This window comes from Krasilnikovia cinnamomea, from assembly GCF_004217545.1.
GTDB classification, from domain to species: Bacteria; Actinomycetota; Actinomycetes; order Mycobacteriales; family Micromonosporaceae; genus Actinoplanes; species Actinoplanes cinnamomeus.
The window spans coordinates 6,604,086-6,629,425 of record NZ_SHKY01000001.1; the positions used below are offsets into that span (position 1 = coordinate 6,604,086).

19 protein-coding genes, 1 pseudogene and 1 riboswitch are annotated in these 25,340 nt (G+C 75.0%); of the genes and pseudogenes, 12 read left to right on the top strand and 8 right to left on the bottom strand.

Going from position 1 to position 25,340, the window contains the following annotated elements:
* Nucleotides 1-92: 92 nt before the first annotated feature.
* Nucleotides 93-1,316 carry an MFS transporter gene (locus EV385_RS29640; protein ID WP_242625147.1) on the top strand — a complete coding sequence of 408 codons (1,224 nt, stop codon included), beginning with the start codon at nt 93-95 and terminating at the stop codon, nt 1,314-1,316.
* A 7-nt stretch (nt 1,317-1,323) separates the two neighbouring features.
* Here EV385_RS29640 and EV385_RS29645 read toward each other — a convergent pair whose 3' ends face one another.
* Nucleotides 1,324-2,730, bottom strand: a complete 1,407-nt coding sequence (locus EV385_RS29645; RefSeq protein WP_130512448.1) for an aldehyde dehydrogenase family protein — start codon at nt 2,728-2,730, stop codon at nt 1,324-1,326.
* Between the two features lie 129 nt (nt 2,731-2,859).
* On the opposite strand from EV385_RS29645, the gene EV385_RS29650 reads away from it, so the two are divergent.
* The 11 genes and pseudogenes from EV385_RS29650 to EV385_RS29695 all read left to right on the top strand — a co-directional run bounded on the left by EV385_RS29650 (nt 2,860) and on the right by EV385_RS29695 (nt 15,922).
* Entirely contained in the window at nt 2,860-4,509 is a 1,650-nt protein-coding gene (locus EV385_RS29650; RefSeq protein ID WP_130512449.1) for a carbamoyltransferase family protein, read from the top strand.
* Complete coding sequence (locus EV385_RS29655; protein WP_130512450.1) at nt 4,506-5,540, top strand: glycosyltransferase family 2 protein; 1,035 nt, start codon at nt 4,506-4,508, stop codon at nt 5,538-5,540. The genes EV385_RS29650 and EV385_RS29655 overlap by 4 nt, the downstream gene beginning before the upstream one ends.
* Complete coding sequence (locus EV385_RS29660; protein WP_130512451.1) at nt 5,537-7,117, top strand: HAD-IIIA family hydrolase; 1,581 nt, start codon at nt 5,537-5,539, stop codon at nt 7,115-7,117. The genes EV385_RS29655 and EV385_RS29660 overlap by 4 nt, the downstream gene beginning before the upstream one ends.
* Nucleotides 7,114-8,040, top strand: coding sequence for a glycosyltransferase (locus tag EV385_RS29665; protein WP_130512452.1), 927 nt, complete (start codon nt 7,114-7,116; stop codon nt 8,038-8,040). Before EV385_RS29660 ends, EV385_RS29665 begins: the two co-directional genes overlap by 4 nt.
* The gene (locus tag EV385_RS29670) at nt 8,025-9,236 is read left to right on the top strand and encodes a glycosyltransferase (protein ID WP_130512453.1); all 1,212 of its coding nucleotides are present in this window, start codon (nt 8,025-8,027) and stop codon (nt 9,234-9,236) included. The genes EV385_RS29665 and EV385_RS29670 overlap by 16 nt, the downstream gene beginning before the upstream one ends.
* A pseudogene (locus EV385_RS35415) lies at nt 9,236-9,814 on the top strand (D-sedoheptulose-7-phosphate isomerase); the annotation flags it as partial. The gene EV385_RS29670 and the pseudogene EV385_RS35415, both read left to right, overlap by 1 nt.
* Nucleotides 9,815-9,832: 18 nt before the next feature.
* Nucleotides 9,833-11,212, top strand: a complete 1,380-nt coding sequence (locus tag EV385_RS29675) for a PfkB family carbohydrate kinase (RefSeq protein WP_242625372.1) — start codon at nt 9,833-9,835, stop codon at nt 11,210-11,212.
* A gap of 3 nt (nt 11,213-11,215) precedes the next feature.
* Entirely contained in the window at nt 11,216-11,896 is a 681-nt protein-coding gene (locus EV385_RS29680) for an SDR family oxidoreductase (RefSeq protein ID WP_130512455.1), read from the top strand.
* Complete coding sequence (locus tag EV385_RS29685) at nt 11,893-12,822, top strand: glycosyltransferase family 9 protein (protein ID WP_130512456.1); 930 nt, start codon at nt 11,893-11,895, stop codon at nt 12,820-12,822. Before EV385_RS29680 ends, EV385_RS29685 begins: the two co-directional genes overlap by 4 nt.
* Before the next feature lie 25 nt (nt 12,823-12,847).
* Nucleotides 12,848-13,786, top strand: coding sequence for a TIGR03557 family F420-dependent LLM class oxidoreductase (locus tag EV385_RS29690; RefSeq protein ID WP_130512457.1), 939 nt, complete (start codon nt 12,848-12,850; stop codon nt 13,784-13,786).
* Nucleotides 13,787-13,873: 87 nt separating this feature from the next.
* A complete protein-coding gene (locus EV385_RS29695) occupies nt 13,874-15,922 on the top strand; it encodes a hybrid sensor histidine kinase/response regulator (protein ID WP_130512458.1) in 2,049 nt (682 codons plus the stop codon).
* 28 nt (nt 15,923-15,950) lie between these two features.
* On the opposite strand, the gene EV385_RS29700 is transcribed toward EV385_RS29695, so the two are convergent.
* From EV385_RS29700 to EV385_RS29725, 7 genes are all read right to left on the bottom strand, one after another.
* Nucleotides 15,951-16,559 (bottom strand): aggregation-promoting factor C-terminal-like domain-containing protein, encoded by a 609-nt coding sequence (locus EV385_RS29700; RefSeq protein WP_130512459.1) that lies wholly within the window; start codon nt 16,557-16,559, stop codon nt 15,951-15,953.
* Nucleotides 16,560-16,881: 322 nt separating this feature from the next.
* Entirely contained in the window at nt 16,882-17,661 is a 780-nt protein-coding gene (locus EV385_RS29705) for an ABC transporter ATP-binding protein (RefSeq protein ID WP_130512460.1), read from the bottom strand.
* Entirely contained in the window at nt 17,658-18,761 is a 1,104-nt protein-coding gene (locus EV385_RS35420) for a FecCD family ABC transporter permease (RefSeq protein WP_242625148.1), read from the bottom strand. Before EV385_RS35420 ends, EV385_RS29705 begins: the two co-directional genes overlap by 4 nt.
* Nucleotides 18,761-19,708, bottom strand: coding sequence for an ABC transporter substrate-binding protein (locus tag EV385_RS35425; RefSeq protein WP_242625149.1), 948 nt, complete (start codon nt 19,706-19,708; stop codon nt 18,761-18,763). The genes EV385_RS35420 and EV385_RS35425 overlap by 1 nt, the downstream gene beginning before the upstream one ends.
* Before the next feature lie 107 nt (nt 19,709-19,815).
* A riboswitch (cobalamin riboswitch) is annotated at nt 19,816-19,901 on the bottom strand.
* Nucleotides 19,902-19,989: 88 nt separating this feature from the next.
* A complete protein-coding gene (locus EV385_RS29715; RefSeq protein WP_130512461.1) occupies nt 19,990-21,666 on the bottom strand; it encodes an AMP-binding protein in 1,677 nt (558 codons plus the stop codon).
* A 10-nt stretch (nt 21,667-21,676) separates the two neighbouring features.
* Nucleotides 21,677-23,659 carry an FAD/NAD(P)-binding protein gene (locus EV385_RS29720; protein ID WP_165449651.1) on the bottom strand — a complete coding sequence of 661 codons (1,983 nt, stop codon included), beginning with the start codon at nt 23,657-23,659 and terminating at the stop codon, nt 21,677-21,679.
* Nucleotides 23,656-25,158 carry a hypothetical protein gene (locus EV385_RS29725; RefSeq protein ID WP_165449652.1) on the bottom strand — a complete coding sequence of 501 codons (1,503 nt, stop codon included), beginning with the start codon at nt 25,156-25,158 and terminating at the stop codon, nt 23,656-23,658. The genes EV385_RS29720 and EV385_RS29725 overlap by 4 nt, the downstream gene beginning before the upstream one ends.
* Nucleotides 25,159-25,340 lie beyond the last annotated feature (182 nt).

Below are 25,340 nucleotides of genomic sequence, written 5' to 3' on the forward strand. Positions count from 1 at the left end.
ATGCCCGGGCCTCCGAAGCGGCTGCGGGGCGCTTCCCGAACAGGCACGTGGCGCCGAGACGCGGCGCCACTTGTCTGTGGGGGTCCGCCGCTGTGCTGTTCGCGCCGCTCCGGGAGCGCAACTACCGACTCTGGGCCGCGGCCGACCTCGTGTCGACCGGGGGCACCTGGATGCAGGTGCTGGGGCTGAACTGGCTGATCCTGTCCACCACCGGCTCCGCCGCGACCATGGGCATCGTGGTCATGCTGCAGTCCCTGCCGGTGCTCGTGCTGGGCGGCTGGGGCGGCGCGCTGGCCGACCGGCTGCCCGCCCGTCCGGTGCTGATCGCCTCCCAGGCGTTGCGGGCCGCCCTGGCGCTGGCCCTGCTGGCCCACCCCCGACCCCAGCTGATCTTCGCGGTGGCGCTGGCCTCCGGCGTGATCGCCGCGTTCGAGGGCCCGGTGCTGGGCCGCTTCGGTGCGGCGCTGGTGCCGCGCGAGGCGCTCGGCTCGGCGCTTGCGCTCGGTTCGGTGCTCAGCTCGGCGGGCCGGATCGGCGGCATGGCGCTCGGCGGGGTGCTGGTCGGCCTGACCGGCCCGGGCGTGCTGTTCGGCATCAACGGCCTGTCGTATCTCGTGGTGATCGGCGCGCTGGCGGCCGTGCGCACCGCCGACCTGCGGGCCATGCCGCTGGCGGCGCCCGGTGACGGCGGGGTGCGCGCCGGTGTCCGGTACGTGCTGAGCCAGCCCGTGGTGCTCATCGTGCTGGCGCTCTCCTTCGTGCTCGGCGCGTTGGGCCGCAACTACCAGGTCACGATGGCCGCCATGGTGGCCGGCCCGCTGCACGGCAGCCCCGGCTCGTACGGTCTGCTCTCCACCGTGTTCGCGGTGGGCGCCGTGGCCGGGGGGCTGCTGCTGGCCGGCACCGGCCGATCCACCCTGCGGATGCTGCTGGCCAGCGGATTCATGATCAGTGTCCTGCAGTTCTGCTCGGCCCTGGCCCCGAACGTGCTCGGCTTCGCCGCCCTGATCCTGCCGATCGCGGCGGGGGCGGTCGTCTTCGACACGGTCGTGTCCACCCGCGTCCAGCTCGACACCCGGGAGGACATGCGCGGCCGGGTGCTGGCCACGCTCGGCATCGTGTCCTCGCTGTCCGGCATTGTCGGCGCGCCCGCCATCGGCTGGCTGGCCGACACGCTCGGCGCGCGCGGCGCCCTGCTGCTGGCCGGCGCGGCCACCACGGCGGCGGCGCTCGGCGGTGCGTACGCCCTGGCTCGGGCGAAGGGCCGCACCCTGCGGCTGCCCGTCCCGCGCCGGACCGCCGAGCAGGCGGCCTGACCGGGGCTCACCAGCCCGACGGCGGCCCTTCGAGGTGGACCACCTTGGCCACGGTCATCTCGTCCAGCAGCTCCGGGCCGTACCCGAAGCCCTGTCCGCTGCCGCGGCGCGGATGCGCGGCACCGCCCGGGGCACCGCCGAAGACCGCGTTGACCTTGACCGTGCCGGCGGGCAGCTCCCGGACCGCCCGCCACGCGTGGTCCATGGAGCCGGTCAGCACCGTGGCGGCCAGCCCATAGGGCGAGTCGGCCGCCCGGTGCAGCGCCTCGTCGAAGGATCCGACCGAGGCCACCGGGGCGACCGGACCGAACGTCTCCTCGCGCATGACGGCCATGTCGTCGGTGCATCCCTCCAGCACCGTGGGCGGATACCAGGCGCCCGGCCCGGGTGGCACCGCACCGCCACGCACCGCCCGGGCGCCGTCCTTGAGTGCGTGCTGCACCTGCCGGTCGACGGTGTCGCGCAGCCGCCGGTCGACCAGCGGGCCGAGCTGTGACCGCCAGCGGTCGGCCTCGGCCGCCAGCGCGGCCAGGAACGGCTCGATCACCGTACGGTGGCAGTAGATCCGCTCGACGGCGACGCAGATCTGCCCCGAGTTGGCGAACGCGCCCAGCGCGGCCTGCTCGGCGGCCCACCCCGGGTCCACGTCGGCGTCGACGATCAGCGGGTCGCTGCCGCCGTTCTCCAGCAGCGCCTTGGCCCCGGTGCGGGCGCAGGCCGCCGCGATCGACCGGCCCGTGGCGGTCGAGCCGACCTGGGCCACCACGTCGACGTCGGCGGCGGCCAGCGCGGCGCCCACCGGGCCGTCGCCGTGCAGCAGGCCCAGGACGCCTGGCGGGACGTGCGGCGCCAGCAGCTCGGCCAGCCGCCAGCCGGTCGCCGGGGCGCGCTCGCTCGGCTTGTAGATCACGGCGTTGCCGGTGACCAGCGCGGCGCCCAGCAGGCCGCACGACACCGCCACCGGATCATTCCATGGCGTGATCACCGCGACGACGCCGCGCGGCCGGTAGGTCATCAGGTCCAGTGCCGCGTCGTCGCCGGCCAGGGCGCGCCCGCGGTGGGTGGGGCCGAGTTCGGCGTACTGGCGCAGGGTGCCGACCCCGGCCGCGACCGATTCGCGGGCGCCGTCGACCGGCTTGCCCATCTCGGCGGACATCAGCGCGGCCAGGTCGTCCGCGGCCGACTCGACCGCGCGTGCGGCGGCGTGCAGCGCCGAGCCGCGCGCGGCGGCGGGGGTGCCCGCCCAGCCGGGCGCGGCCGCGCGCGCGGCCTGGACCGCGGCGTGGACGTCCTCGTCCGCCGAGACGGGGACGACGGTGACGGAACCGCCGTCCGCCGGGTTCTCCACGGTGAGCCGGCGGCCCGAGCCACCCGGTCCCCACACGCCTGCGATGAGCTGCCGCACCTCGAACATGGTCGCCCGCTTGCCCGCTGAAGATGATCTGAAACTCCTCGTAGGAGGTTTTATCAGTGCAGGTGGGGCCGCCCGGAGAAGTCGGTGATCAAGCGGTTAGGTCGCTGAACCACGGGTATCCGCCGCGACATGCGAGTGCTGGGAATCAACGCGATCTTCCACGACCCCGCCGCCGCGCTGGTGGTGGACGGCCAGGTCGTCGCGGCCGCCGAGGAGGAACGGTTCAGCCGCCGTAAACACGGCAAAAGGCCGGTCCCGTACGCCGCGTGGGAGCTGCCCGAACTGGCCGCCGCCTGGTGCCTGGAGGCCGGCGGGCTAACCCCCGGCGACCTGGACGCGGTCGCGTACTCCTTCGATCCGTCACTGACCCGGGACGCGGCGTCGCTGGGCCTCGACGATCCGTCCGACCATCTGCGGCGCGACTACGCCCGCCGCGCGCCGCAGTTCCTCGCCACCGCGCTGCCTGGCCTCGACCCCGACCAGGTGCGCTTCGTGCCGCACCACGTGGCGCACGCCGCGTCGGCCGGGCTGTCGGTGACCGGCGACAGCGCCGTGCTCGTGCTCGACGGGCGCGGCGAGGTCGCCAGCCATCTGGCCGGCGCCTACCGCGACGGCGAGCTGACCGTGCTGCGCACCCAGGAACTGCCGCACTCGCTGGGCCTGCTCTACGAGGACCTCACCCGGCACCTCGGCTTCCTGCACTCCAGCGACGAGTACAAGGTGATGGCCCTCGCCTCGTACGGCACGCCCCGCTTCCTCGGCATGCTCCGCGACCTCGTCCGGGCCGACGGCGAGGGCGGTTTCACCGTGGACCGGATCGACTGGGCGGCCCTGGCCAAGGCGCGCCCCGCCGACGGCGAACTCACCGAGGCGCACGCCGACCTGGCCGCCAGCGTGCAGACCCGGCTGGAAGAGGTGATGCTCGACCTGGCCCGCTGGACGTACGACGCGGCCGGGCGCCCGGCCACCCTCACCATGGCCGGCGGCACCGCGCTCAACTGCGTGGCCAACGCCCGGATCGCCGCCGAGGGCCCGTTCGACCGGGTGTGGGTGCAGCCCGCCGCCGGTGACTCGGGCACCGCGCTGGGCGCCGCCCTCGCCGTCGCCGGGGCCCGCGCCGAGTTCACCACGGCCGCGCTCGGCCGGGGCTGGAGCGACGCCGAGCTGGAGGCCGAACTGCGCCGGGCCGCGCTGCCCTACGAGCGGCCCGACTCCATCGCCGCCGAGGCCGCCCGGGTGCTGGCGGGCAACGGCATCGTCGCCTGGTTCCAGGGCCGCTCCGAGTACGGCCCCCGCGCGCTGGGGCACCGTTCCCTGCTGGCCCACCCGGGCGACCCGGACACCCAGCGCCGGATGAACGACGTCAAGGGCCGCGAGCAGTTCCGCCCGATCGCCCCCATGGTGCGGGCCGAACGGTTCGCCGAGATCTTCGAAGGGGTCTGCCCGAGCCCGTACATGCTGTTCGTGCACCGGGTCAGGCCACCCTGGCGGAACCGCATCCCGGCCGTCACCCACGTGGACGGCACCGCCCGCGTGCAGACCGTCCACCCGGAGACCGAGCCGCTGGTGGCCGAGATGCTGGCCGAGTTCGAGCGGCACACCGGCCTGCCGGTGGTGGTCAACACGTCGCTCAACACGGCCGGACGTCCCATGGTGGACACCCCGCGCGAGGCCATGGAACTGTTCGGCTCCGCCCCGGTCGACCTGCTGGCGATGGGCCCGTTCGCGGTCCACCGGGGACGGACGTTCGGCCGCGTGAGCGCCGGAGGCACCGCATGACCGACGTCACGATCGTCGTGCCCACGGTGGGCCGCCCGTGCCTCGGGCGTCTCCTGGACGCCCTGGCGGCGAATCCCCCCGCCGAGGTCCTCGTCGTGGACGACCGGACCGCACCCGAGGGTCCGCTGCCGGTGCCGGACTGGGTCACCGTGCTTTGCGGCGACGGGCGGGGACCGGCCGCCGCCCGCAACACCGGCTGGCGGGCCGCCCACCACGAGTGGGTCGCGTTCCTCGACGACGACGTGGTGCCCGGGCCGCACTGGCTCGACGACCTCGCCGCCGACCTCGCCGGGGCGCCCGACGACGTCGGCGGCGTGCAGGGCGAGCTGCGGGTGCCGCTGCCCGACGGCCGGCGGCCCACCGACTGGGAGCGGGTGACCGCGGGACTCGCCGACGGCGCCTGGATCACCGCGGACATGGCGTACCGCCGCGCCGCGCTGGAGCGCGTCGGCGGCTTCGACGAGCGCCTGCCGCGCGCGTTCCGGGAGGACGCCGAACTGGCCCTTCGGGTACGGCGCTCCGGCTGGTCGCTGCGGCGCGGCGGGCGGCGTACCACCCATCCGGTGCGGCCGGAGGATCCGTGGGTGAGCGTGCGCTGCCAGCGCGGCAACGCCGACGACGCCCTGCTGCGCCGCCTCTACGGCAGGCGGTGGCGCGACGTGCTGGAGCTGCCGGCCGGGCGCCGGCACCGGCACGCCGCGATCACCGCCGCCGGGCTCGCCGCGACCGGTGCGACGCTGGCCGCCCTCGCCACCGGCCGCCGGCGGTGGCGCGGCGCCGCGCTGCTGGCCGCCACGGCCTGGGCGGCGGGCACCGCCGAGTTCGCGGTGGCCCGGATCGTCCCGGGTCCCCGCGACCGGCGGGAGATCCTGACGATGCTCGCCACCAGCGCCGTGATCCCACCGCTGGCCGTCGCGCACTGGCTGCGCGGATGGTGGCGGTGGCGCGGGGCCCGGCCCCTGCCGGTCACGGCGCGCGCGGCCCGGCGACCAGCGGAACCGGTCCGCCTTCCGGCGGAGGCGCTGCGATGAGCCCCCTGTACGACGCGGTGCTGTTCGACCGGGACGGCACACTGATCGTCGACGTGCCGTACAACGGTGACCCCGCGCGGGTCACCCCGATGCCGGGGGCGCGGGCCGCCCTGGACCGGCTGCGCGCGGCCGGTCTGCGCCTCGGCGTGGTTACCAACCAGTCCGGCCTGGCCCGGGGCCGCTTCACGGCGGCGCAACTGGCGGCCGTCAACCGCCGGGTCGACGAGCTGCTGGGCCCGTTCGACACCTGGCAGGTGTGCCCGCACGGGCCCGCTGCCGGCTGCGGCTGCCGCAAGCCCGCGCCGGGCCTGATCACCGCGGCCGCCCGGGCGCTGGGCACCACCGCGAACCGGTGCGCCGTGGTCGGCGACATCGGACGCGACATGAGCGCCGCGGCCGCCGCCGGGGCCACCGGCGTGCTGGTGCCGACGCCGGTGACCCGGCCCGACGAGGTCGCCGCCGCACCGACCGTCGCCGCCGACCTGGGCGCCGCCGCCGACCTGCTGCTGCACCGGCAGGACCTGCTCCGGCCGGCGGCCCGCAGCGGACCGGCCGGCACCGTGCTGCTGGCGCGTTCCGACTCGACCGGCGATCTGCTGCTCACCGGGCCGGCCATCCGGGCCGTGGCGGCCGGCGCGGAACGCGTGGTGCTGCTGTGCGGGCCGCGCGGCCGCGCCGCCGCCGCCCTGCTGCCCGGCGTCGACGAGATCGTCGAGTGGGAACTGCCGTGGATCGACCCGCAGCCCGACCGGATCCGCGCCCGCGACATCGCGGCGCTCACCACGCGCCTGCGCGCCACCTGCGCCGACGAGGCGGTCATCTTCACGTCGTTCCACCAGTCCGCGCTGCCGCTGGCCCTGCTGCTGCGCGTCGCCGGGATCGGGCGGATCACCGCGATCAGCGAGGACTACCCGGGCTCCCTGCTGGACGTGCGGCACCGCGTACCCGAGGCCGTGCCCGAGCCCGAACGGGCCCGCAGCGTGGCCGCCGCCGCCGGTTTCGCCCTGCCCCCGGGCGACGACGGCGCGCTGCGCGTCACCGCGGGCGCCCCGCGGCCCGGCGCGCGAGGCTACGTCGTGGTGCATCCCGGTGCCAGCGTCGAGGCGCGCGCGTGCCCGCCGGACACCCTGCGCCGCGCCGTCGCCGCGCTGGCGGCGGCGGGAAACCGGGTCCTGGTCACCAGCGGACCGGGGGAGCGGCGGCTGGCCGCCGACGTCGCCGGGACCGCCGGGGAACCGGCGGGGCGCACGTCGCTGTCCGAGCTGGCCGCCCTGCTGGCCGGGGCGTCCTGTGTGGTCACCGGCAACACCGGGCCCGCGCACCTGGCCGCCGCGGTCGGCACCCCCGTGGTGAGCCTGTTCGCCCCGACCGTGCCGTACGGAAAGTGGGGTCCCTACCGGGTGCCGCACGTGCGGCTCGGCCGGCCCGACGCGGCGTGCCGCGACACCCGCGCGACGCGCTGCCCGGTGCCGGGCCACCCGTGCCTGGCGACGATCGACCCGGCCGAGGTCGTCGCCGCCGTGGCGAGGCTGCGCGCCGCGACCGAGGCCACGGACACCGCGGAGGTGGCGGCGTGAACATCCTGCTCTGGCACGTGCACGGCTCCTGGACCACCGCGTTCGTCCAGGGCAAGCACCGCTACCTCATACCGGTCAACCAGCGACGCGATGCCTGGGGCCGGGGCCGTGCCCGCACCTTCGACTGGCCGTCCAGCGCCGAGGAGTTGCCGCTGGATCAGATCCGCGACGCCGACGTGGCGATCGTGCAGCGGCCCGAGGAACTCGCGCTGGTGCCACCGGGCCTGCCGGTGATCTATGTGGAGCACAACACCCCGAAGGGGGACGTCCCGAACACCCGGCACCCGGCGGCCGGCCGGGACGACCTGGTGATCGCCCACGTCACCCACTTCAACGAGTTGTTCTGGGACACGGGCGGCACCCGCACCACGGTGATCGAACACGGTGTCGTCGAACCGGCCGCCCGGTGGAGCGGCGAGCTGGACCGCCTCGCCGTCGTCACGAACGAGCCGGTCCGGCGCGGCCGGGTCACCGGTACCGACCTGTTCGACCGGTTCGCCGCGGTGGCGCCGCTCGACGTGTTCGGGATGGGCGTGGCGGGCCTGGCCGGGCAACGGATCACCGTCCACGACGACCCCCCGCAACGCGAGATGCACGAGCAGGTCGCGCGCCGCCGCGCCTACGCGCACCTGTGCCGGTGGACCTCGCTCGGGCTCAGCCTGATCGAGGCCATGCAGATGGGCATGCCGGTGCTCGCCCTGGCCACCACCGAGGCGGTCGAGGCGGTGCCGCCCGACGCCGGTGTCCTGTCCACCCGGGTCGACACCCTGATCGACGCCGCTCACTGGCTGCTCGACGACCCGGACGCGGCCCGCCGCCTCGGCGACCGCGCCCGGCAGGTCGCCCTGACCCGCTACGGGCTGGACCGGTTCCTGGCGGACTGGGACCGGCTGCTGGAGGAGGAGACATGCGCATCGCGATGATTTCGGAACACGCCAGCCCGCTGGCCACGCTCGGCGGGGTCGACGCGGGCGGGCAGAACAGGCACGTCGCCGAGCTGTCCCGGGCGCTGGCGGCGGCGGGCCACGAGATCCGGGTCTACACCCGGCGCGACAGTCCCGACCTGCCCGCGATGGTCCGGCTCGGCGACGGCGTCAACGTGGTGCACGTACCGGCCGGGCCGCCGAGCGTGCTGCCCAAGGACGAGCTGCTGCCGTTCATGGGCGCCTTCGGTGACTGGCTGGCCGGCCAGTGGTCCGGCGACTGGCGCCCGGACGTGGCGCACGCGCACTTCTGGATGAGCGGGCTCGCCACGGTCAGCGCCGCCGGCGCCCGCGGGCTGCCGGTCGTGCAGACCTATCACGCCCTCGGCTCGGTGAAGCGGCGCTACCAGGGCGCCGCCGACACCAGCCCGGCACAGCGCATCGGGTACGAACGGACGCTGGGCCGCGTGGTCGACCGCGTCATCGCCCAGTGCCGCGACGAGGTCGGCGAACTGGTCCGGCTGGGTGTGCCCCGCGACCACCTGGCCCTGGTGCCGTCCGGTGTGGACGTCCGGCGTTTCCAGCCCACCGGCAAGGCGGTGCCCCGGGGCCCCGGCCACGCCCGGATCCTCACCGTCACCCGCCTGGTCGAACGCAAGGGCGTCGAGGACCTGATCCACGCGCTGGCCCGGGTGCCCAAGGCCGAGCTGGTGGTGGTCGGCGGCCCGCCCGCCGGTCAGCTCGCGGCCGACCCGTACGCGGTCCGGCTGCGCGAGGTCGCCGAGCGCTGCCGGGTGGCCGACCGGGTCCGGCTGGTGGGCGGCGTGCCCGCCCAGGACATGCCGGCGTGGTACCGCTCCGCCGACCTGCTGGCCGCCACACCCTGGTACGAGCCGTTCGGCATGACCGTGCTGGAGGCCATGGCGTGCGGTGTGCCCGTCGTCGGCTCGGCGGTCGGCGGCCTCGTCGACACCGTCGTGGACGGGGTGACCGGCGAGCTGGTCGCGCCCCGCGACCCGGCCGGGCTGGCCCGCACACTACGCCGCCTGCTGGCCGACCACACCCGGCGCGACGCGTACAGGGCGGCCTCGGTGGACCGGGCCGTGCACCGCTACTCCTGGTCGCGGATCGCGGACCGGCTGGCGGACGTGTACGCGGCCGTGTCGGTGGGCGCACCGGCCGAGGTGGGGGTGTGATGGACGCGCTGGATCAGCACCTGGCGGAGCTGGGGGCCGCGCTCGGTCCGTACCGGACGGTCGCGGCCCGGCTGGCCGGCTGGGGCGCCGAACTGGCCCGGCACCTGAGCCGGGGCGGGCGCCTGCTGGTCGCCGGCAACGGCGGCAGCGCGGCCGAGGCCCAGCACCTGGCCGCGGAGCTGGTCGGCAAGCTGCGCGACGACCGTGCCCCGCTGTCGGCGATCGCGCTGACCCCGGACTCGGCGGCGGTGACCGCGATCAGCAACGACTACGGCTACGAGGAGGTCTTCGCCCGGCAGGTGCGCGCGCACGGCCGTCCCGGCGACGTGCTGCTGCTGCTGACCACCAGCGGCCGCAGCCCCAACCTGGTGGCGGCGGCGCGGGCGGCGCGCGAGTGCGGGATGCGGACCTGGGCGATGACCGGCGCGGGCGCCAGCCCGGTCGGCGACGCCTGCGACGAGGTGCTGCGCTGCCCGTCGCCGGACAGCCAGGTGGTGCAGGAGCTGCAGCTGGTCGCGGTGCACGTGATGTGCGAGTACGTCGACCGGACCCTGTCGGCCGTGGCCGCCGGGCCGGGGCAGAGCGGGAGGACAGGCATGAGCAGGCTGGTCGTCGTCGGTGACACCCTTCTCGACCGCGATGTCGACGGCGCGGTCCGCCGGATCGCCCCGGACGCACCCGCGCCCGTGCTGGACGAGGAGCACGTCCGTGAGCGGCCCGGCGGGGCGGGGCTGGCCGCGTTGCTGGCGGCCGCCGACGGCCACCGCGTCGCGCTGGTCACCGCGCTGGCCGACGACGCGGCAGGCGCCCGGCTCTGCGAGTTGCTTACCGCGGCGGGCGTGGAGGTGCATGCCCTGCCGCTGCCCGGCGCCACCCCGGAGAAGGTCCGGCTGCGCGCCCACGGCCAGGTGTTGCTGCGCCTGGACCGGGGCGGCGACCCGCAGCCGCCCGGCGACGCGCCACCGGCCCTGCTCGACGTGCTGCGGACCGCCACCGCGATCCTGGTCAGCGACTACGGTCGCGGCGTCGCCCGGCATCCGGCGGTGCGGGCCGCGCTGGCGGACGCCACCGCACCGGTGGTCTGGGATCCGCATCCCAAGGGGCCGCCGCCGGTGCCCGACGCCCGCCTGGTCACACCGAACCTCGCCGAGGTGTGCGCGCTGTCCGGCGACGCCGGGGGCGGCTCGTCGCTGACCACCGCCCAGCGGGCCGGTCACCTGCTGCGGCAGCGCTGGCGGGCCGGGGCCGTCGCGGTCACCTGCGGCGGCGAGGGCGCGGTGCTCTGCCACGCGGGGCCCACGCCGCTGGTCGTGCCCGCCCCGGCGGTGACCGTGGGGGACACATGCGGCGCGGGCGACCGGTTCGCCGTCACGGCGGCGCTGGCCCTCGCGGACGGCGCCCTGGTCTCCGAGGCGGTGCAGCAGGCCGTGGCCGCGGCCACGACGTACGTGTCCGCGCCGCCGCCCGTGCCCCGGCAGGCCACGGCGGCCGAACGCATCGGCGCCGACGACGCCGGACGGCTGGTCGCCGAGGTACGCGCCCGCCACGGCACCGTGGTGGCCACCGGCGGCTGCTTCGACCTGCTGCACGCCGGCCACCTGGCCACCCTGCGCGCGGCCCGGCAACTGGGCGACTGCCTGATCGTCTGCCTCAACAGCGACGCCTCGGTACGCGGCCTCAAGGGCCCCGACCGCCCCCTGACCGCCGAGGCCGACCGGTGTCGCCTGCTGGCCGCCCTGGACTGCGTCGACGCGGTGGTCGTGTTCGACGAGCCGACCCCCGAGGCGGTGCTGTCCTGGCTGCGCCCCGACGTGTGGGTCAAGGGCGGCGACTACGCCGACGGCGGACCCGAACTGCCCGAGGCCGACCTCGTACGGCGCTGGGGCGGGCAGACCGTCGTCGTGCCGTACCTGGACGGCCGTTCCACCACCCGGACCATCGCCGCGGCCCGTGCCGCGGCCGGAAGCAGGAGGTAGTACATGGACGCGGTGCTCGTCACCGGTGGCGCCAGCGGGCTCGGCGCGGCGGTCGTCGACGCGGTCGCCAAGGCCGGCGGCCGCCCGGTGGTCATCGACCGGCAACCCCCGCCGGACGGCGTACCCGGTGTGCAGTGCGATCTCGCGGACACCCGCGCGGCCGAGGCGGCCACCCGGCAGGCGATCGAGCTGGCCGGCGGCGGCATCGACGGGGTGGTGACGGCGGCCGGGATGGATGTACCCGGCGCGCTGGCCGACGTTCCCGGCGAGACCTGGGACCGGATCGTCGCGGTCGACCTGCTGGCCCCCGCCGCGGTGATCCGGGCGGCGCTGCCCGCCCTGAAGGCCTCGCACGGCAACGTGGTGACCGTGGCGTCCACCTTGGGCGTCAAGGCGGTCGGCGACGCCACCGCCTACTGCGCCGCGAAGTTCGGCGTGGTCGGTTTCACCCGGTCCCTGGCCGCCGAGCTGGCGGGCCAGGTCAACGTCACCCTGCTGATCCCCGGCGGGATGCGGACCCGGTTCTTCGACGACCGCGAGGAGCGGTACCGGCCGGGCCCGGACGCGGTCCTCAACGACCCGGCCGACGTGGCGGCCGCGGTGCTGTTCGCGCTGAGCCAGCCGCCCGGCTGCGCCGTGCGGGAGCTGGTCGTGGCCGCCGAGACCGAGACGTCGTACCCGTGATCCTGGCCCTGCGCGCACTGGGCGTCGGCGATCTGGCCACCGGCGTCCCGGCGCTGCGCGCCCTGCGCGCCGCGTTTCCCCGCGAGCCGTTGCTGCTGGCCGCGCCGCCCTGGCTGACGCCGCTGGTCGACCTGATCGGCGGCGTGGACCGGGTCGTGCCCACCGACGGGCTCGCCCCGCGCCGCTGGCGCCTCGACCCGCCCCGGCTGGCGGTCAACCTGCACGGCCGTGGCCCGCAGTCGCACCGGCTGCTGCGCGCCGCCGCCCCCGCCGAGCTGTGGGCGTTCGCCAGCGCCGAGGCCGGGCACCTCGACGGTCCGGTGTGGAACGAGGCGGAACACGAGGTGCACCGCTGGTGCCGGCTGTTGCGCCACCACGGCGTCGCCGCCGACGAGGGCGATCTGGCGCTGGCCGTGCCCGGGCGGCCCGTGCCGCACGGCGTCACGATCATCCATCCGGGGGCGAAGTCGCCCGCGCGGCGCTGGCCCGCCGACCGCTTCGCGGCCGTCGCCCGGCGCCTGCGCGCGGCGGGCCACCGCGTGCTGGTCACGGGTTCCGCGGCCGAGCACGACCTTCGGGTACGCGTGGCGCGGCGCGCCGGGCTGCCCGCCTCGGCCGCCCCCGTGACGGGCCTCGCCGAGCTGGCCGCCCTGATCGCCCACGCCCGCGTGCTGATCAGCGGCGACACCGGGGTCGCGCACCTGGCCACCGCGTACCGGACACCGTCGGTGTCGCTGTTCGGCCCGATGTCGCCGGCCCGGTGGGGGCCGCCGGACCGCCCGTACCATCGGGCGCTGTGGCGGGGCACGCGCAGCGAGCCGGGCGACCGGCCCGGCCCCGGCGTGCATCCGGCGCTGCGGGCCATCGGGGTGGAGGAGGTGCTGGCGGCGGCCGCCGAGGTGGGCGACGCGGTGACGCTTCGATGACCGGAAACCGGGTACCGGCAGGGTCATGCGAATCGGATATTTCCTCTCCTGCGAGGAGTACACGCCCGCCCAGCTGATCGAACAGGCCCGTCTCGCGCAGGACGCGGGCTTCTCCGCGCTGTGGATCTCCGACCACTACCACCCGTGGAACGACGCCCAGGGGCAGAGCCCGTTCGTCTGGTCGATCATCGGGGCACTCAGCCAGGTCGTCACGATCCCGGTGACCACGGCCGTGACCTGCCCGATCATGCGCATCCACCCGGCCGTGACCGCGCAGGCCGCGGCGACCAGCGCCGTCCTGCACGACGGCCGGTTCGTCCTCGGCGTCGGTACCGGAGAGGCGCTGAACGAGCACGTCACCGGCGAGCGCTGGCCGTTCGCCGACGAGCGCCTCGACATGCTGGAGGAGGCCGTCGACGTCATGCGGCGGTTGTGGCGGGGCGACTTCGTCACCCACCACGGCAAGCACTACACGGTCGAGCAGGCCCGGATCTACACGCTGCCGCCCGAGCCGCCGAAGGTGTACGTCTCGGCGTTCGGCCCGAAGGCCATCGAGGTGGCGGCCCGCATCGGCGACGGCTACATCTCCACCAGCCCCAACGCCGACCTGCTGGAGAAGTTCCGGCAGCTCGGCGGCGGCGACAGACCCGCGCAGGGCGCCTTCAAGGCCTGCTACGCCCGGACCGAGGACGAGGGCGTCGAGACGGCCCACCGCCTGTGGAGCACCGCCGGGGTGCCCGGCGAGCTGTCCCAGGTGCTGCCGTCGCCGCGCCACTTCGAGCAGGCCGCGACGCTGGTCACGCCGGAGATGACCCGCTCGGCGCTGCCCTGCGGGCCCGACCCGGCCAAGCACGCCGAACAGCTCAAGACGTACGCCGACGCGGGCTTCGACGAGGTGTACGTGGCCAGCATCGGCCCGCACTACGCCGAGCTGATCGACCTGTACCGCCGCGAGTTCCTGTGACCGCCGGTGATCTGTCCGGGCGTCCGGGCTGGTTGCAGTTTCGGCGAACCGGGGCCCCCGTGGCCGCCGAGGCTGGATAGTACGGACATGACGGCGATGGCACACCCCCGCCGGTACGCGCTGGCCGACCTGGCGCTCAGGCTCGGCCAGGCCAGTGCCGACGCCCGAACCGTGCGGGAGACAGTGATCCGGGCGGCGGTGGACATGGTCGGCGACGGCGCCGGGGTCGCACTGCTGGACAACGACGGCTGCTACGACGCGATGACCGTCCATCACCCCGATCCCGCCCGGCGCCGGCTGCTGGCCGACGCGCTGGACCGGCGCGGCATGCCGCCACGGGACGCCCACTCCACCACGATGATCGCGACTCGGCAGCCGATCGTGCTGTCGCCCGTGACGCCGGAGCAGGCCACCGAACTGGCCGGAACGCGCTCGGTACACGAGGACGGTCCCGGCGTCCACGCCGCCGTGCTGTGCCCCGTCGTCGTCGACGACGCGTACGCCGGCTACCTCATCGTGGCCCGCACCGAGCCCAACGGCCGCTACTCGGCGGGCGACGTGGAGCTGGCCCGCGACATCGCCGGGGAGCTGTCGCTGGGGCTGTCCTCGGCGCAGTCGCACGAGCGGCTGCGGGCCGCCGAGGAGCGGTACCGCCGGGTGCTGGAGACCATCCCCGAGGGCGTGTTGCAGCTCGACCCCGACGGGATGGTGACCTACGCCAACGAGCCGGTCGGCGTCATGCTGGGCCTGCCGAGCCCGCAGCTGGCCGGGCTGCCCATGCGCGGCTTCCTGGACGACCGGGGCCAGGCCGAGCTCGCCAAGCGCCTCGCGGAGAGCCGCGCCGGCCGGGCGACCGTGGGGGCGGCGCAGCTGATCCGCGCGGACGGCTCGCGCCGCCGGGTCCGGGTCAGCATGGTGCCGCAGCCGGAGGAGCCGGACTCCACCGGCGGGTCGCTGTGCATCATCACCGACACCACCGACCAGGTGGACGCCCGGATCCTGAAGCGGCAACTCGATCATCTGCGCCGGCTGGACAGCCTGGGCCAGCTCATCGGCGGCATCTCGCACGACTTCAACAACCTGCTGACCGTGGTCGCGGGCTCCGCCGAGATGATCGCCTCGACGGTCGAACCCGGCTCACCCGAGCACCAGCTCGCCTCCGACATCGTGCGCGCCTCGGCCACCGGCCGGTCGTTGACCCACCAGCTGCTGGCGTTCGGCCGGACCGCCGGCAACCGCCCGGAGGTCGTGCCGGTCCCGGACCTGCTCAACGAGATGCAGGCGCTGCTCAGCCGTACCCTCGGCGAGCACATCACGCTGGAGATCTCGTTCGGCCCGGACTCGCGGCCGGTGCGGGCCGAACGCGGGCCCCTGGAGCAGGCGCTGGTCAATCTCGCGGCGAACGCGCGCGACGCCATGCCGCACGGCGGGGTGCTGCGGGTGACCGCCAGCAACCTGGAGCTGGGCGCGGGCGATCTCGCCGGGACGCCGCTGACCGGCCCGGTGGTGCACCTGGCCGTCTCCGACACGGGCGTGGGCATGAGCGACGAGACGCGGCGTCGCGCGTTCAAGCCGTTCTTCACCACCCGGCCCACCTCGGCGGGGCTGGGGCTGGCCACCACGGCGGGGATCATGCGGAGCATGGGCGGGGCCATCACCCTGGAGTCCGAGCCGCGGATGGGTACGACCGTCCACCTGTACCTGCCCGCCGTGGACGAGACTCCGGATCGGGAAACCGCCGCACCGGCCGTCGCGACCGCGGTGCAGGACGTGCTCATCGTGGAGGACCAGCCCGACGTGGCGCGGCTCGTCGAGCGTCTGCTGCAGCCCGCCGGCTACAGCATCACCGTGTCCACCGACACCCGTACGGCGGTCGAGGCGGTGCGCAACGGTGCCAAGCCCGACCTGCTCATCACCGACGTGGTGATGCCCAACATGACCGGACCGGAACTGGCCGAGGCGTTGCGCGCGCACCGCCCCGGCCTGCCCGTCGTGTACATGTCCGGCTACACGGCCGCCGCGCTCGGGCCGCAGATCCAGTTGGACGCCAACAGCGTGCTGCTGGAGAAGCCGTTCACCCGCTCGGGTCTGCTCGACGCCATCCAGCGCCTCACCGGCACGCTGCCGCCCCGCTGACCGGCGGATCCGTCCACTGTGGTGAAGGTCAGTACCAGCCGGTGGACCTGCTGTGGCCCCAGGCCCGGCACGGCGTGTCGTACCGGCCTTCGATGTAGCGCAGGCCCCACCTGATCTGGGTGGCGGCGTCGGTGCGCCAGGCGCGTCCCGCGGAGCGCATCTTGCGGCCGGGCAGCGCCTGCGGGATGCCGTAGGCGCTCGAGGAGGAGTTCTTCGCGGTGACCCGCCAGCGGCTCTCCTTGTGCCACAGCTTGGCGAGGCACTTGTACTGCTTGGTGCTCCAGCCGCGCTGGGCGACCATCACGCGGGCCGTCGCGCGGGCGCCCTTGGGCGTGTTGGCGGCGCGGGCCGTGCGCTTCTTGGCGGCCGGGGCCTTGAGCTTCCCGGCGGCGGGGGCCGTGAGCTTCTTCGCGGCGGCGGACGTGGCGCGCGCCGGTGACTTCGGGACGGCCGCCTGGTGCGCGGCCACTGGTCCGTGGGCGGTCGCGGCGGCCTGCGGCATCAGGGCCGCACCGGCGCCGAGGACGGCGACGGCGGCGCCGTGGCGCAGGAGCTGCCTGAGGGTGGTGCGACGGGGGTGGCTGCCGCGGTCCGGACGGTGGTCTCCGGTGCGGCGGCGAGTATGTCGTTCGGCCATGAGGGTCTCCTCACGTCGGGCCCGCCCTGAAGGACAGGCCGTGGGCATCTGGCCTGACCCATCGGCCGGCCGGCCGGGCAGCGGAGATGAGCAACCTCACCCGGGCGCCGCACGGTGTCCGGACGGCGCACCGCCCGTCCCCGAAAAGCCCGATTCCCGCCCCCGTAGAACGCGCGATTCCCGGCCCGCTCGTCCCGGACTGCGGGATCGCCACCGGCGGTCAGCCGGGCCGCCGTCGGCGAAACGCCGCGAAGGGAGCGCAACGCGCAGCCGCCGGCCCCGGGCCACGGGCGGCGAAACCCGCCCGAACGGCGTGCAACGCTCAGCCGCGCACCGGGACGACCAGCGGGCCGTTCTCGCCGTCGATCACCCGGACGCGGGCCCGGTAGTGCCGGGCCAGCAGCTCCTCGGTCAGCACCTCGCGCGGCACCCCGCTGGCCACGACCCGCCCGTCGGCCAGCAGCACCAGACGGTCGGCGTACTCCCCGGCGATCGACAGGTCGTGCATGGTGGCGATGACCGTGAGCTGCCGTTCCCGGCGCAGGTGATCCACCAGCTCCAGCACCTCCTGCTGGTGCCCGATGTCCAGCGCGCTGGTGGGTTCGTCCAGCAGCAGCAGGGTCGCGCCCTGGGCCAGCGCCCGGGCGAGGAAGACCCGCTGACGTTCGCCGCCGGACAGCGTGGCCAGCGGGCGCCCGGCGAAACCGGCCAGGTCGAGCTGATCCAGCACGGCGTGCGCGGCGTCGAGATCGGCGCCCGACTCGCGACCCAGCGGGGAGATGTAGGGGGTGCGCCCGAGCAGCACGTATTCCAGCACCGCCATGCCGGCGGGCACGACCGGTGACTGCATCACGGTGGCGACCACCCGCGCGCGGTCGCGGCGGCGCAGCCGGTCGCTGGGCGTACCCAGCAGGCGCACCGATCCGGTGTACGGCAGCAGCCCGCCGACCGCCCGCAGCAGCGTCGACTTGCCGGCCCCGTTGGGGCCGATGACCGCGACCCACTCGCCGGTGTGGACGCTCAGGTCGACGCCGTGCAGGATCGCCGCGCCGCCCAGCCGCACGTGCAGGCCGGTGACCTCGACGGCCGGTGCCGGGCTCATTCGGTCCGCCCGGCGCTGCGCAGGACCAGCACGAAGAAGGGCGCGCCGATGAAGGCGGTCACCACGCCGATGGGGATCTCGGCGGGCGCCGCGACGGTCCGCGCGACCAGGTCGGTGAGGGTGAGGAACGCCGCGCCGAACAGCATCGACAGCGGCAGGATCACGCGGTAGCTCGACCCGGCCAGCAGGCGCACCGTGTGCGGCACGATGACGCCGACGAAGCCGATCAGCCCGGACACCGACACCGCGGCGGCGGTGCCGAGCGACGCTGCCGCGATCAGTACGTACCGGGAACGTTGCGGGTGCAGGCCCAGGCTGGCGGCCTCGGCGTCGCCGACCGACAGCACGTCGAGTTCACGGCGGTGCGCCAGCACGACCACGGCGGTCACGATCGCGTACGGCAGCAGCACCAGCACGTCGTGCCAGCCGCCGGTGGCCAGCCGCCCGAGCAGCCAGGAGTAGACCTCCTGGATGGCGTCGGCGTTGCGCTGCAGCAGGTACGTCTGCCCGGCCGCCAGGAACGCCGAGACGGCGACGCCCGCCAGGATCAGCGTGGCCGGTGAGCGGTCGCGACCACCGGCCACACCCAGCACGTACGTCAGCACCACCGCGCCCAGCGCGCCGGCGAACGCCGCGACCGGCGCGGTCAGCGGCAGCCCCGCCGTCACACCACCGACCGGATCCGCCCGGGAGGTGATCACCATCGTGACGCCCAGCCCGGCCCCGGCGGCCACCCCCAGCAGGTACGGATCGGCCAGCGGGTTGCGGAACACCCCCTGGTAGCAGCCCCCGGCCAGGGCCAGCATGGCGCCGACCAGCAGGCCCAGCACGACCCGGGGCAGCCGCAGCTCGGTGACGATCGCGGCCTCCCGCGCGCTGAGCCCGCTGTCGACGTGCACGTTCGGGAGCAGGTTGAGCAGTTCGGCGGCGACCCCGCCCGGGGGGAGGCTGACCGGCCCCAGCGACAGGCCGGTCACGGCGGCGACCAGCACTGCCGCGCAGCCGAGCAGCACCCAGCGCGCCCGCAGCCGTCCGGGCCGGGACGGCGCGGCGGGTGCCGCGCCGGTCCGGGCGCCGGACGGCGCGGGGCGCGGGGTCACTACTTCGCCTGGGCGGTGGAGTCGACGATGGTGCGCAGCAGGTCGACCACGCGGGGGCCCCACCGCGACGCGATGTCGTCGTCCAGCGCGACGATCTGGTCCTTGGTCACGGCCGTCACGCTCGACCAGCCCTTGCGCGCCTTGACCGTGGCGGCGGACTGCCCGCAGCACTTGGTGTCGGCCAGGAAGACGAAGTCGGGGTTCGCCTTGACGATGAACTCCTCGGAGAGCTGCGGGTAGCCGCCCTTGGCGCCGTCGGCGTCGGCCGGGTCGGCGATGTTGGCGAGCCCGGCCATGGCGAACAGCGAGCCGACGAAGGTCTTGGAGGTCACGGAGTACAGCTCCGGCCCGAGCTCGTAGTAGTACGTGGGCTTCGCCGGGCGCTGCGGCACCTTGGTGACGATCTGGGCGATGTCCGCCTTCATCTTCGTGACCACGGCCTGCGCCTCGCCGCCGTGCCCGGTGAGCGTGCCGAGCTCGGCGGTCTGCCGGTACGTGTCGTCCAGCGTCACCGCGGCGGGGGCCAGATACACCGGGATCTTCAGCTGGGCGAGCTGGTCCATGATCTTGTTGAGGTCGTTGGAGATCACCACGAGGTCGGGGTCCTTGGCCGCGATGGCCTCGGCGTTCGGCTGGAAGCCGGACAGGTCGCCCTTCGGCGCCTCCGGCGGGTAGTTGCTGTTCTCGTCGACCGCGGTGACCTGCTTGCCCGCGCCGATGGCGAACAGCATCTCCGTGGCGGTCGGCGACAGCGAGACGATCTTCTCCGGCCGCGTGGCCAGCGTGACCTTGCCGACGGTCACCGGGAAGCTGGCGGCCGCCGAGCCGCTGGGCGCCGGGCTGCCGGTTTGCGCGCCGTCGCCGGCACATCCGGCGGTGAGCGTCAGTGCGGCGGCGGCCAGCGCGGTCAGCGCGGCGGTCAGCGCGCGGGGGGCGCGTGTGAACATGTCTCCTCCTGTCGGCCGAGGGGTGAGTGTTTCGCCGACAGGGGTGTGTGCCCGGTCCGCGAGACGCCCTTCCTCGAAGGCGCAATTCGCGACGGCTCCGCAGGCGACCTGGCTCGTCCGTCGCCGCCGCGCCGCGAGGCGGCGGGGGGCGGGCGGCATCACAGTTGCGGGACAGCGCCGGAATCTCACCGGCTTCGCTGCGGTGCGGTCGGGTAGACGGTAACCCACCGTCGTGCGCGCCTTCCGCCGACCCGGCTCCCCACCAGGGGAAACCGCCCGGTTCAGGCGGACAAGTCCTCCGCGCGGTATTCGAAGGGCCGCCCGGCCGCCCGGTCCAGCGCCCGCAGCTCGGCCCGCTTGATCTTGCCCGAGGTGGTCTTCGGCAGCGTACGGAACTCGATGCGCCGGATCCGCTGGTGCGGGGCCAGCTGGGCGCTGCTGTGCGCCAGGATCGCGCGGGCCGTCTCGACGGTCGGCGGGCAGCCGCCGCACAGCGTGACGAACGCCTTGGGCACCTGGATGGCCACCGGATCCGGCACGGGCACGACCGCCGCCTCGACGACATCCGGGTGCTCCAGCAGCACGCTCTCCAGCTCGAACGGTGAGATCCGGTGGTTGTGCGACTTGAACACGTCATCGGTGCGGCCCACGTACGTGAGGTACCCGTCGGCGTCGCGCCGCCCGATGTCGCCGGTGTGGTAGCGGCCGCCGGCGAACGTGCGGGCGTTCCTCTCCTCGTCGTCGAGGTAGCCGGTCATCACGCCGACCGGCAGGTCGGACAGCTCGACACAGATCTCGCCCTCGTCGCCCGGCTCCCCGGTAACCGGGTCCACGAGCGTGATCCGGTATCCGGGCAGCGGCTTGCCCATCGTCCCGGGCCGCGCCGGCAGCCCCGGGGTCGTGCCGATCTGCGCGGTGGTCTCGGTCTGGCCGTACCCGTCGCGCACCGGGACGCCCCACGCGCGCCCGATCCGTTCGATGACCTCGGGGTTCAGCGGCTCCCCGACGCTGCCCGCCTCGCGCAGGGCCTGTGGTGCGCGCCGCAGATCCTGCTGGATGAGCGAGCGCCACACCGTCGGCGGCGCGCAGAACGTCGTCGCCCGGTGCTCGTGCAGCGCGTCCAGCACCGCCCGCGCCGGTTCCTGCTCGGGCACGTCGAGCGCCAGCAGCGTGGCCTCGGCGTTGAACGGGACGAAGAAGCTGCTCCAGGCGTGCTTGGCCCAGCCCGGCGCGGACACGTTCAGGTGCAGGTCCCCGGGGCGCACACCGCCCCAATACATGCCGGACAGGTGGCCGACCGGGTAGCTGACGTGGGTGTGCAGGGCCAGCTTGGGCCGCGACGTGGTGCCCGAGGTGAAGTACAGCAGCAGGGGATCCCCGGCCCGCGTCGGCCCGTCCGGGACGAAACCGGGGGACTGACCGTACGCGTCGCGGTACGGCAGCCAGCCGCGCACCGGCGCGCCCACCGCGATCCGGGTGAGCCCGCGACCGGTGTCACCGAGCCGCTCGGCCAGCCGGTCGGTGGTGACCAGATGGGACACCACCCCGCGCCGGAGCCGGGCGGCGAGGTCGGGCGCGGACACGGTCGTGTACGTGGGGATCACCACCGCGCCGAGCTTCATCGCGGCCAGCAGCACCTCCCACACCTCGATCTGGTTGTCCAGCATCACCAGGCACCGGTCGCCGCGCCGTACCCCGCACCGGCGCAGCCACCCGGCCACCTGGTCGGAGCGCTCGGCCAGCTCCGCGTAGCTGACCGTGGTCGCGGCCGGTCCGGACAGCAGCCGCACCGCCGGGCGGTGGTTGCCGCGGGCGATCGGATCGAACCAGTCGAGCGCCCAGTTGAAGTGCTCGAAGCGGGGCCAGCGGAACGACGCGTACGCGGCGTCGTGGTCGGCGCGCAGGGCCAGCAGCAGGTCGCGTGCGGCCCGGAACGTCGCGTGGTTGTCCCCGGTCATGGTTGGCTCCTCACGTCCGGGCCGGGCCGGCGTCGACGAGGTCGCCCCGGTCGGGTTCGCGGGCGTCGCCGACCCCGGCCAGGACGTCGGCGGCCACGCTGTCGGCGTCGGCGTGGAACCCGCTCATCGGCCCCGGCCGGCCGTTGCCGATCTGGGTGAACCAGCGCTGTCCCTCGGTCGGGATGCCCAGCAGGTACAGGTCCGGGTCGGGCACGCCGCCCGCGCCCACGGCGTGGAACGGCGGCCGGGTCACCGCGGCGCCGCCCGGCGCGTAGCGGCTGCCGGGCACGGTGTACTCGGTGATCAGGCCGTCCGCCAGCAGTTGCCGCGTCAGCGGCGAGCGGTCCCGCCGCACCGAGGGCCGCGGCATGCGGGCGTCGATGAGCGTGGTCACCACCCGGCGTGACCCGGCCACCCGCGGCGAGGACAGCGCGAACCCCGCACCCGCCGGTGCCCGGTCCACCCGCACGTCCGGTCCGGCCAGGGCGACCACGCCGGCGCGGATCAGTGCGCACAGCTCGGCGATCCGGTCGCGGCCCGGCCCGGTCGAGACGAACGCGTTGACCGGCGCGAACCAGCCGAGGAAGTCGTCGCGGTGCGACTCGGCGCGCAGCCCGCCGAACTCGACCGCGGCACGCATCGCGCCGCGCAGGTCCCGCAGGATGTCCAGCGCCGCCTTGAGCGGCCCCGACACGTTGCCGTGCCGGGCCTGCGCCGCGTCGTACTCGAGCAGGTCGAGGGCGTAGCGCTGGAAGGCGTCCGGGTCGGCGAAGCGCATCCCCGTGAACGGCCGGGCAAGCCGCTCCAGGTCCGGCGCGGGCGCGTCGGCGACCCCGAACTCGGCGAGGAGTCCGGCGTCGTCGGGTCCGGCCAGGTGCCGGTCGGCGAAGCGGGCGGCGGCCTGCTCGCCCCGGCGTTGCCGCACCAGGCCGGTGAAGTAGACGTGGTTCACCTCGGCGCGTACCAGCGGCAGCACGTCGCGGCGGAAGTCGAGCTGAGCGCGGCCGGTGCGCCGCCGGGCGTCGGCCAGCGCCGACTCGGTCAGGAACCGGGGACGGTACCGGTAGTACGGTCCCTTCTGGTTGGCGCCGCGGGCGAGCATCGGCAGGCCGCCCCGGGAACCGGCGACCAGGCGCGGCTCCCGGCCGCTCGGCAGGTAGCGCAACCGGCCGCCGGCGCCGGTGTCGAACCGCCCGCCCCGGCCCGTGGTCAGCGCCCGCACCACGTCGAAGAAGGTGAGCCCGAGCCCGAGCACACCGACCTGTTCGCCCGCGTCTACCCCCGACAGGTCCAGGTCGCAGGCCGAGTCGCCCCGGACGTAGCGCACACCCGGATGCCGTTTCGCGTACGCCGTCAGATGCCGCTCGGCATCCTCGGGTTCGGTGGCCGCGTGGCCCGTGGTCAGCACCACCTTGTCGACGGGCAGCCGCAGACTGCCGCCGTCGGCGGTCAGCAGGAAGCCGCCCCGGTGCCGGTCGATCCGTTCGACCCGTGCCGGTACCGCGTGGACGGTCACGCCGGCCGGACACCGGGCGACCACCGCGCGGTAGACCGCGCACAGGTAGCCGCCGTACACCGAGCGGGGGGCGTAGTCGTTCTCGCCCAGCCGGGACCAGCGGGGATCCGGGTGGGCCGACAGCCACTGGTGCAGCGACGGCCCGGCACCGGCGCGGGGCGGGCCGGAATCCGGCCCGCCCGAATACATCGTGACCTCACCCGTGACGGTGTTCATCAGATACCAGTCGGGCTGGTCAGGCCGCCAGATCCGGCCCGCGCCGTGCGGTGCCGGATCGAAGGCCCAGATCCGTACGCGCGCCCCCGTCGGTCGCGCGTCCAGGCGGGCCAGCAGCCGTTCGAGGACCGACAACCCGCGCGGCCCCGTGCCGACGATGGCCACGTCGAGGTGGTCGCCGGCCGCGTCGAGGCCGGCGCCACCGGTCGCGGCCTCGTCGGGGTGGGCGCCGGTCAGGGCCGCGCCCGGGTGAGCGGTCACGGACAGGTCTTGGTCGCGATGAGGACCGGGAAGACCGGCTGGGGGAGCAGGCCACGGGCCCACCGGTCGGTCGGCGGGGACGCGTCGGTCACCACCGTGGCGTAGCCGTTGCGACGGAACTCCGCGACCAGGATCTCCAGGTCGCGACCGGGACGGCCGTCGTCACGGCGGATGCCGGTCAGGACCACGGTCCCGCCCGGGGCCAGGTTCGCGTCGATCATCTCCACGTACTCGCGTTGCCGCCCGGCCGCCGCCACGATCAGCATCGCCTCCCAGACGAAGATCGTGTCGAAGGGCCGCGCCGACCGGTACGCGAACATGTCCGCCGTGTCGAAGGCGACCCCGCCACGGTCCCGCAGCTGCGCGAAGGACTCCGGGTCCGGCAGGCCGCCGTGCCGGGCCGCCAGCGTCTGTACGCCGTCGGGCCCGATCGCGTCCGCCAGGGCCACGCTGGGCAGCCGCGTGTCCGGCCCGCCCACGAACCGGCCGATGGCCTTGGTGAGCGCGAACCAGTCGGCGATCCCGCCGCAGGTCAACGCCTCGTCGGCGACGGCGCGCAGCTCGATGTACAGATCGCGGGCCGCGTCGTACCCGATCGGCCGTCCCGCGCGGGCGCACACCTGGCGCACCAGCGCCAGGGCGGGGGCGGGGTCGCCGGTGACACCGGCTTCCAGGAAGGCGGTGCACACCAGCATGTTCAGCGTGTCCACGTGCGGCCGCGCGGCCCGCGCCTGGGCGAACTCGATGTTGCGGCCGAGGATGTCGATCCCGACGCACTCCTCGACGGTGTGCAGGAGGCGTTCGGGCAGCAGCCGCAGGACGTCGCCGGTGCCGGCGGGCATGCTCAGCAGCCGGGTGGGCGAGCCGAGCAGGCTGTCCAGCAGCGGGGTCAGCCACGCGTACCCGGAGAAACCGGAGTAGTTCTCCACCGCCGCCCACGCCTCGGTCTCGGGCATCAGCGCGGAGGAGGCGTTCGCCGTACGCATGAGGTTGGTGCCCGGCAGGATCGGGTAGACCGGCATCCGGTCGCTGGCCGGGCCGTGCCGTAGGTACAGGCTGCGGGTGCTGTCGTAGTCGTCGGCGTACCGCTTGAAGCCGAGACCGTGCAGGTAGTCGACGTGCCGGCGGCACTCCGGGGGCAGGTAGACCGCGACGGTCGGCACCTGCGCCAGCGTGGCCTCGAACAGCAGGTCCCACACGTCTGGGGCCATGAACGCGGTGGTGGGGAACTCGACCAGCGTGGCGCTCAACAGCTTCGCGCCGCCGCTGTCCGGGTCGCGGTAGGGCAACAGCCGCTGGGGATACACCGAGATCCGGCCGAGCGGGTCGGTCCGGTTCTCGCCGAAGGCGACGTAGACCCGCTCGTACAGGTCGTCGGCGCGGTAGGTGGGCCGCCGGGCGGGCAGGCGTTCCAGGAAGTCGGGAATCTGCCATGCCCTCGCCTGGCCCGCCGGTGTCAGGTCGTTGAGGTTCACGACGACGTGTTGCTGGTCGGCCATCATTCATCCGATGTTCGTCGGCGCCTTGGACCCGCTACTGGACTGCGCACTGGAGTCCCCGCTGGACGCTGTGCGCGACCGGGCCGGACTTGCGGGCGGTTCCGTGCCATTAAGCGTGCTACGTCCGCTCGCGGCAATTCCCTTGTGCACCTTCGGACGGCGCCATCGCAGTCGCCGCGCGA

Coding starts and splice junctions, on each gene's coding strand:
- EV385_RS29670 (WP_130512453.1), top strand. CDS start 8,025: ATGCGCATCGCGATGATTTCGGAACACGCCAGCCCGCTGGCCACGCTC.
- EV385_RS29655 (WP_130512450.1), top strand. CDS start 4,506: ATGACCGACGTCACGATCGTCGTGCCCACGGTGGGCCGCCCGTGCCTC.
- EV385_RS29695 (WP_130512458.1), top strand. CDS start 13,874: ATGACGGCGATGGCACACCCCCGCCGGTACGCGCTGGCCGACCTGGCG.
- EV385_RS35425 (WP_242625149.1), bottom strand. CDS start 19,708: ATGTTCACACGCGCCCCCCGCGCGCTGACCGCCGCGCTGACCGCGCTG.
- EV385_RS29675 (WP_242625372.1), top strand. CDS start 9,833: ATGAGCAGGCTGGTCGTCGTCGGTGACACCCTTCTCGACCGCGATGTC.
- EV385_RS29680 (WP_130512455.1), top strand. CDS start 11,216: ATGGACGCGGTGCTCGTCACCGGTGGCGCCAGCGGGCTCGGCGCGGCG.
- EV385_RS29650 (WP_130512449.1), top strand. CDS start 2,860: ATGCGAGTGCTGGGAATCAACGCGATCTTCCACGACCCCGCCGCCGCG.
- EV385_RS29725 (WP_165449652.1), bottom strand. CDS start 25,158: ATGGCCGACCAGCAACACGTCGTCGTGAACCTCAACGACCTGACACCG.
- EV385_RS29645 (WP_130512448.1), bottom strand. CDS start 2,730: ATGTTCGAGGTGCGGCAGCTCATCGCAGGCGTGTGGGGACCGGGTGGC.
- EV385_RS29715 (WP_130512461.1), bottom strand. CDS start 21,666: ATGACCGGGGACAACCACGCGACGTTCCGGGCCGCACGCGACCTGCTG.
- EV385_RS29705 (WP_130512460.1), bottom strand. CDS start 17,661: ATGAGCCCGGCACCGGCCGTCGAGGTCACCGGCCTGCACGTGCGGCTG.
- EV385_RS29660 (WP_130512451.1), top strand. CDS start 5,537: ATGAGCCCCCTGTACGACGCGGTGCTGTTCGACCGGGACGGCACACTG.
- EV385_RS29700 (WP_130512459.1), bottom strand. CDS start 16,559: ATGGCCGAACGACATACTCGCCGCCGCACCGGAGACCACCGTCCGGAC.
- EV385_RS29690 (WP_130512457.1), top strand. CDS start 12,848: ATGCGAATCGGATATTTCCTCTCCTGCGAGGAGTACACGCCCGCCCAG.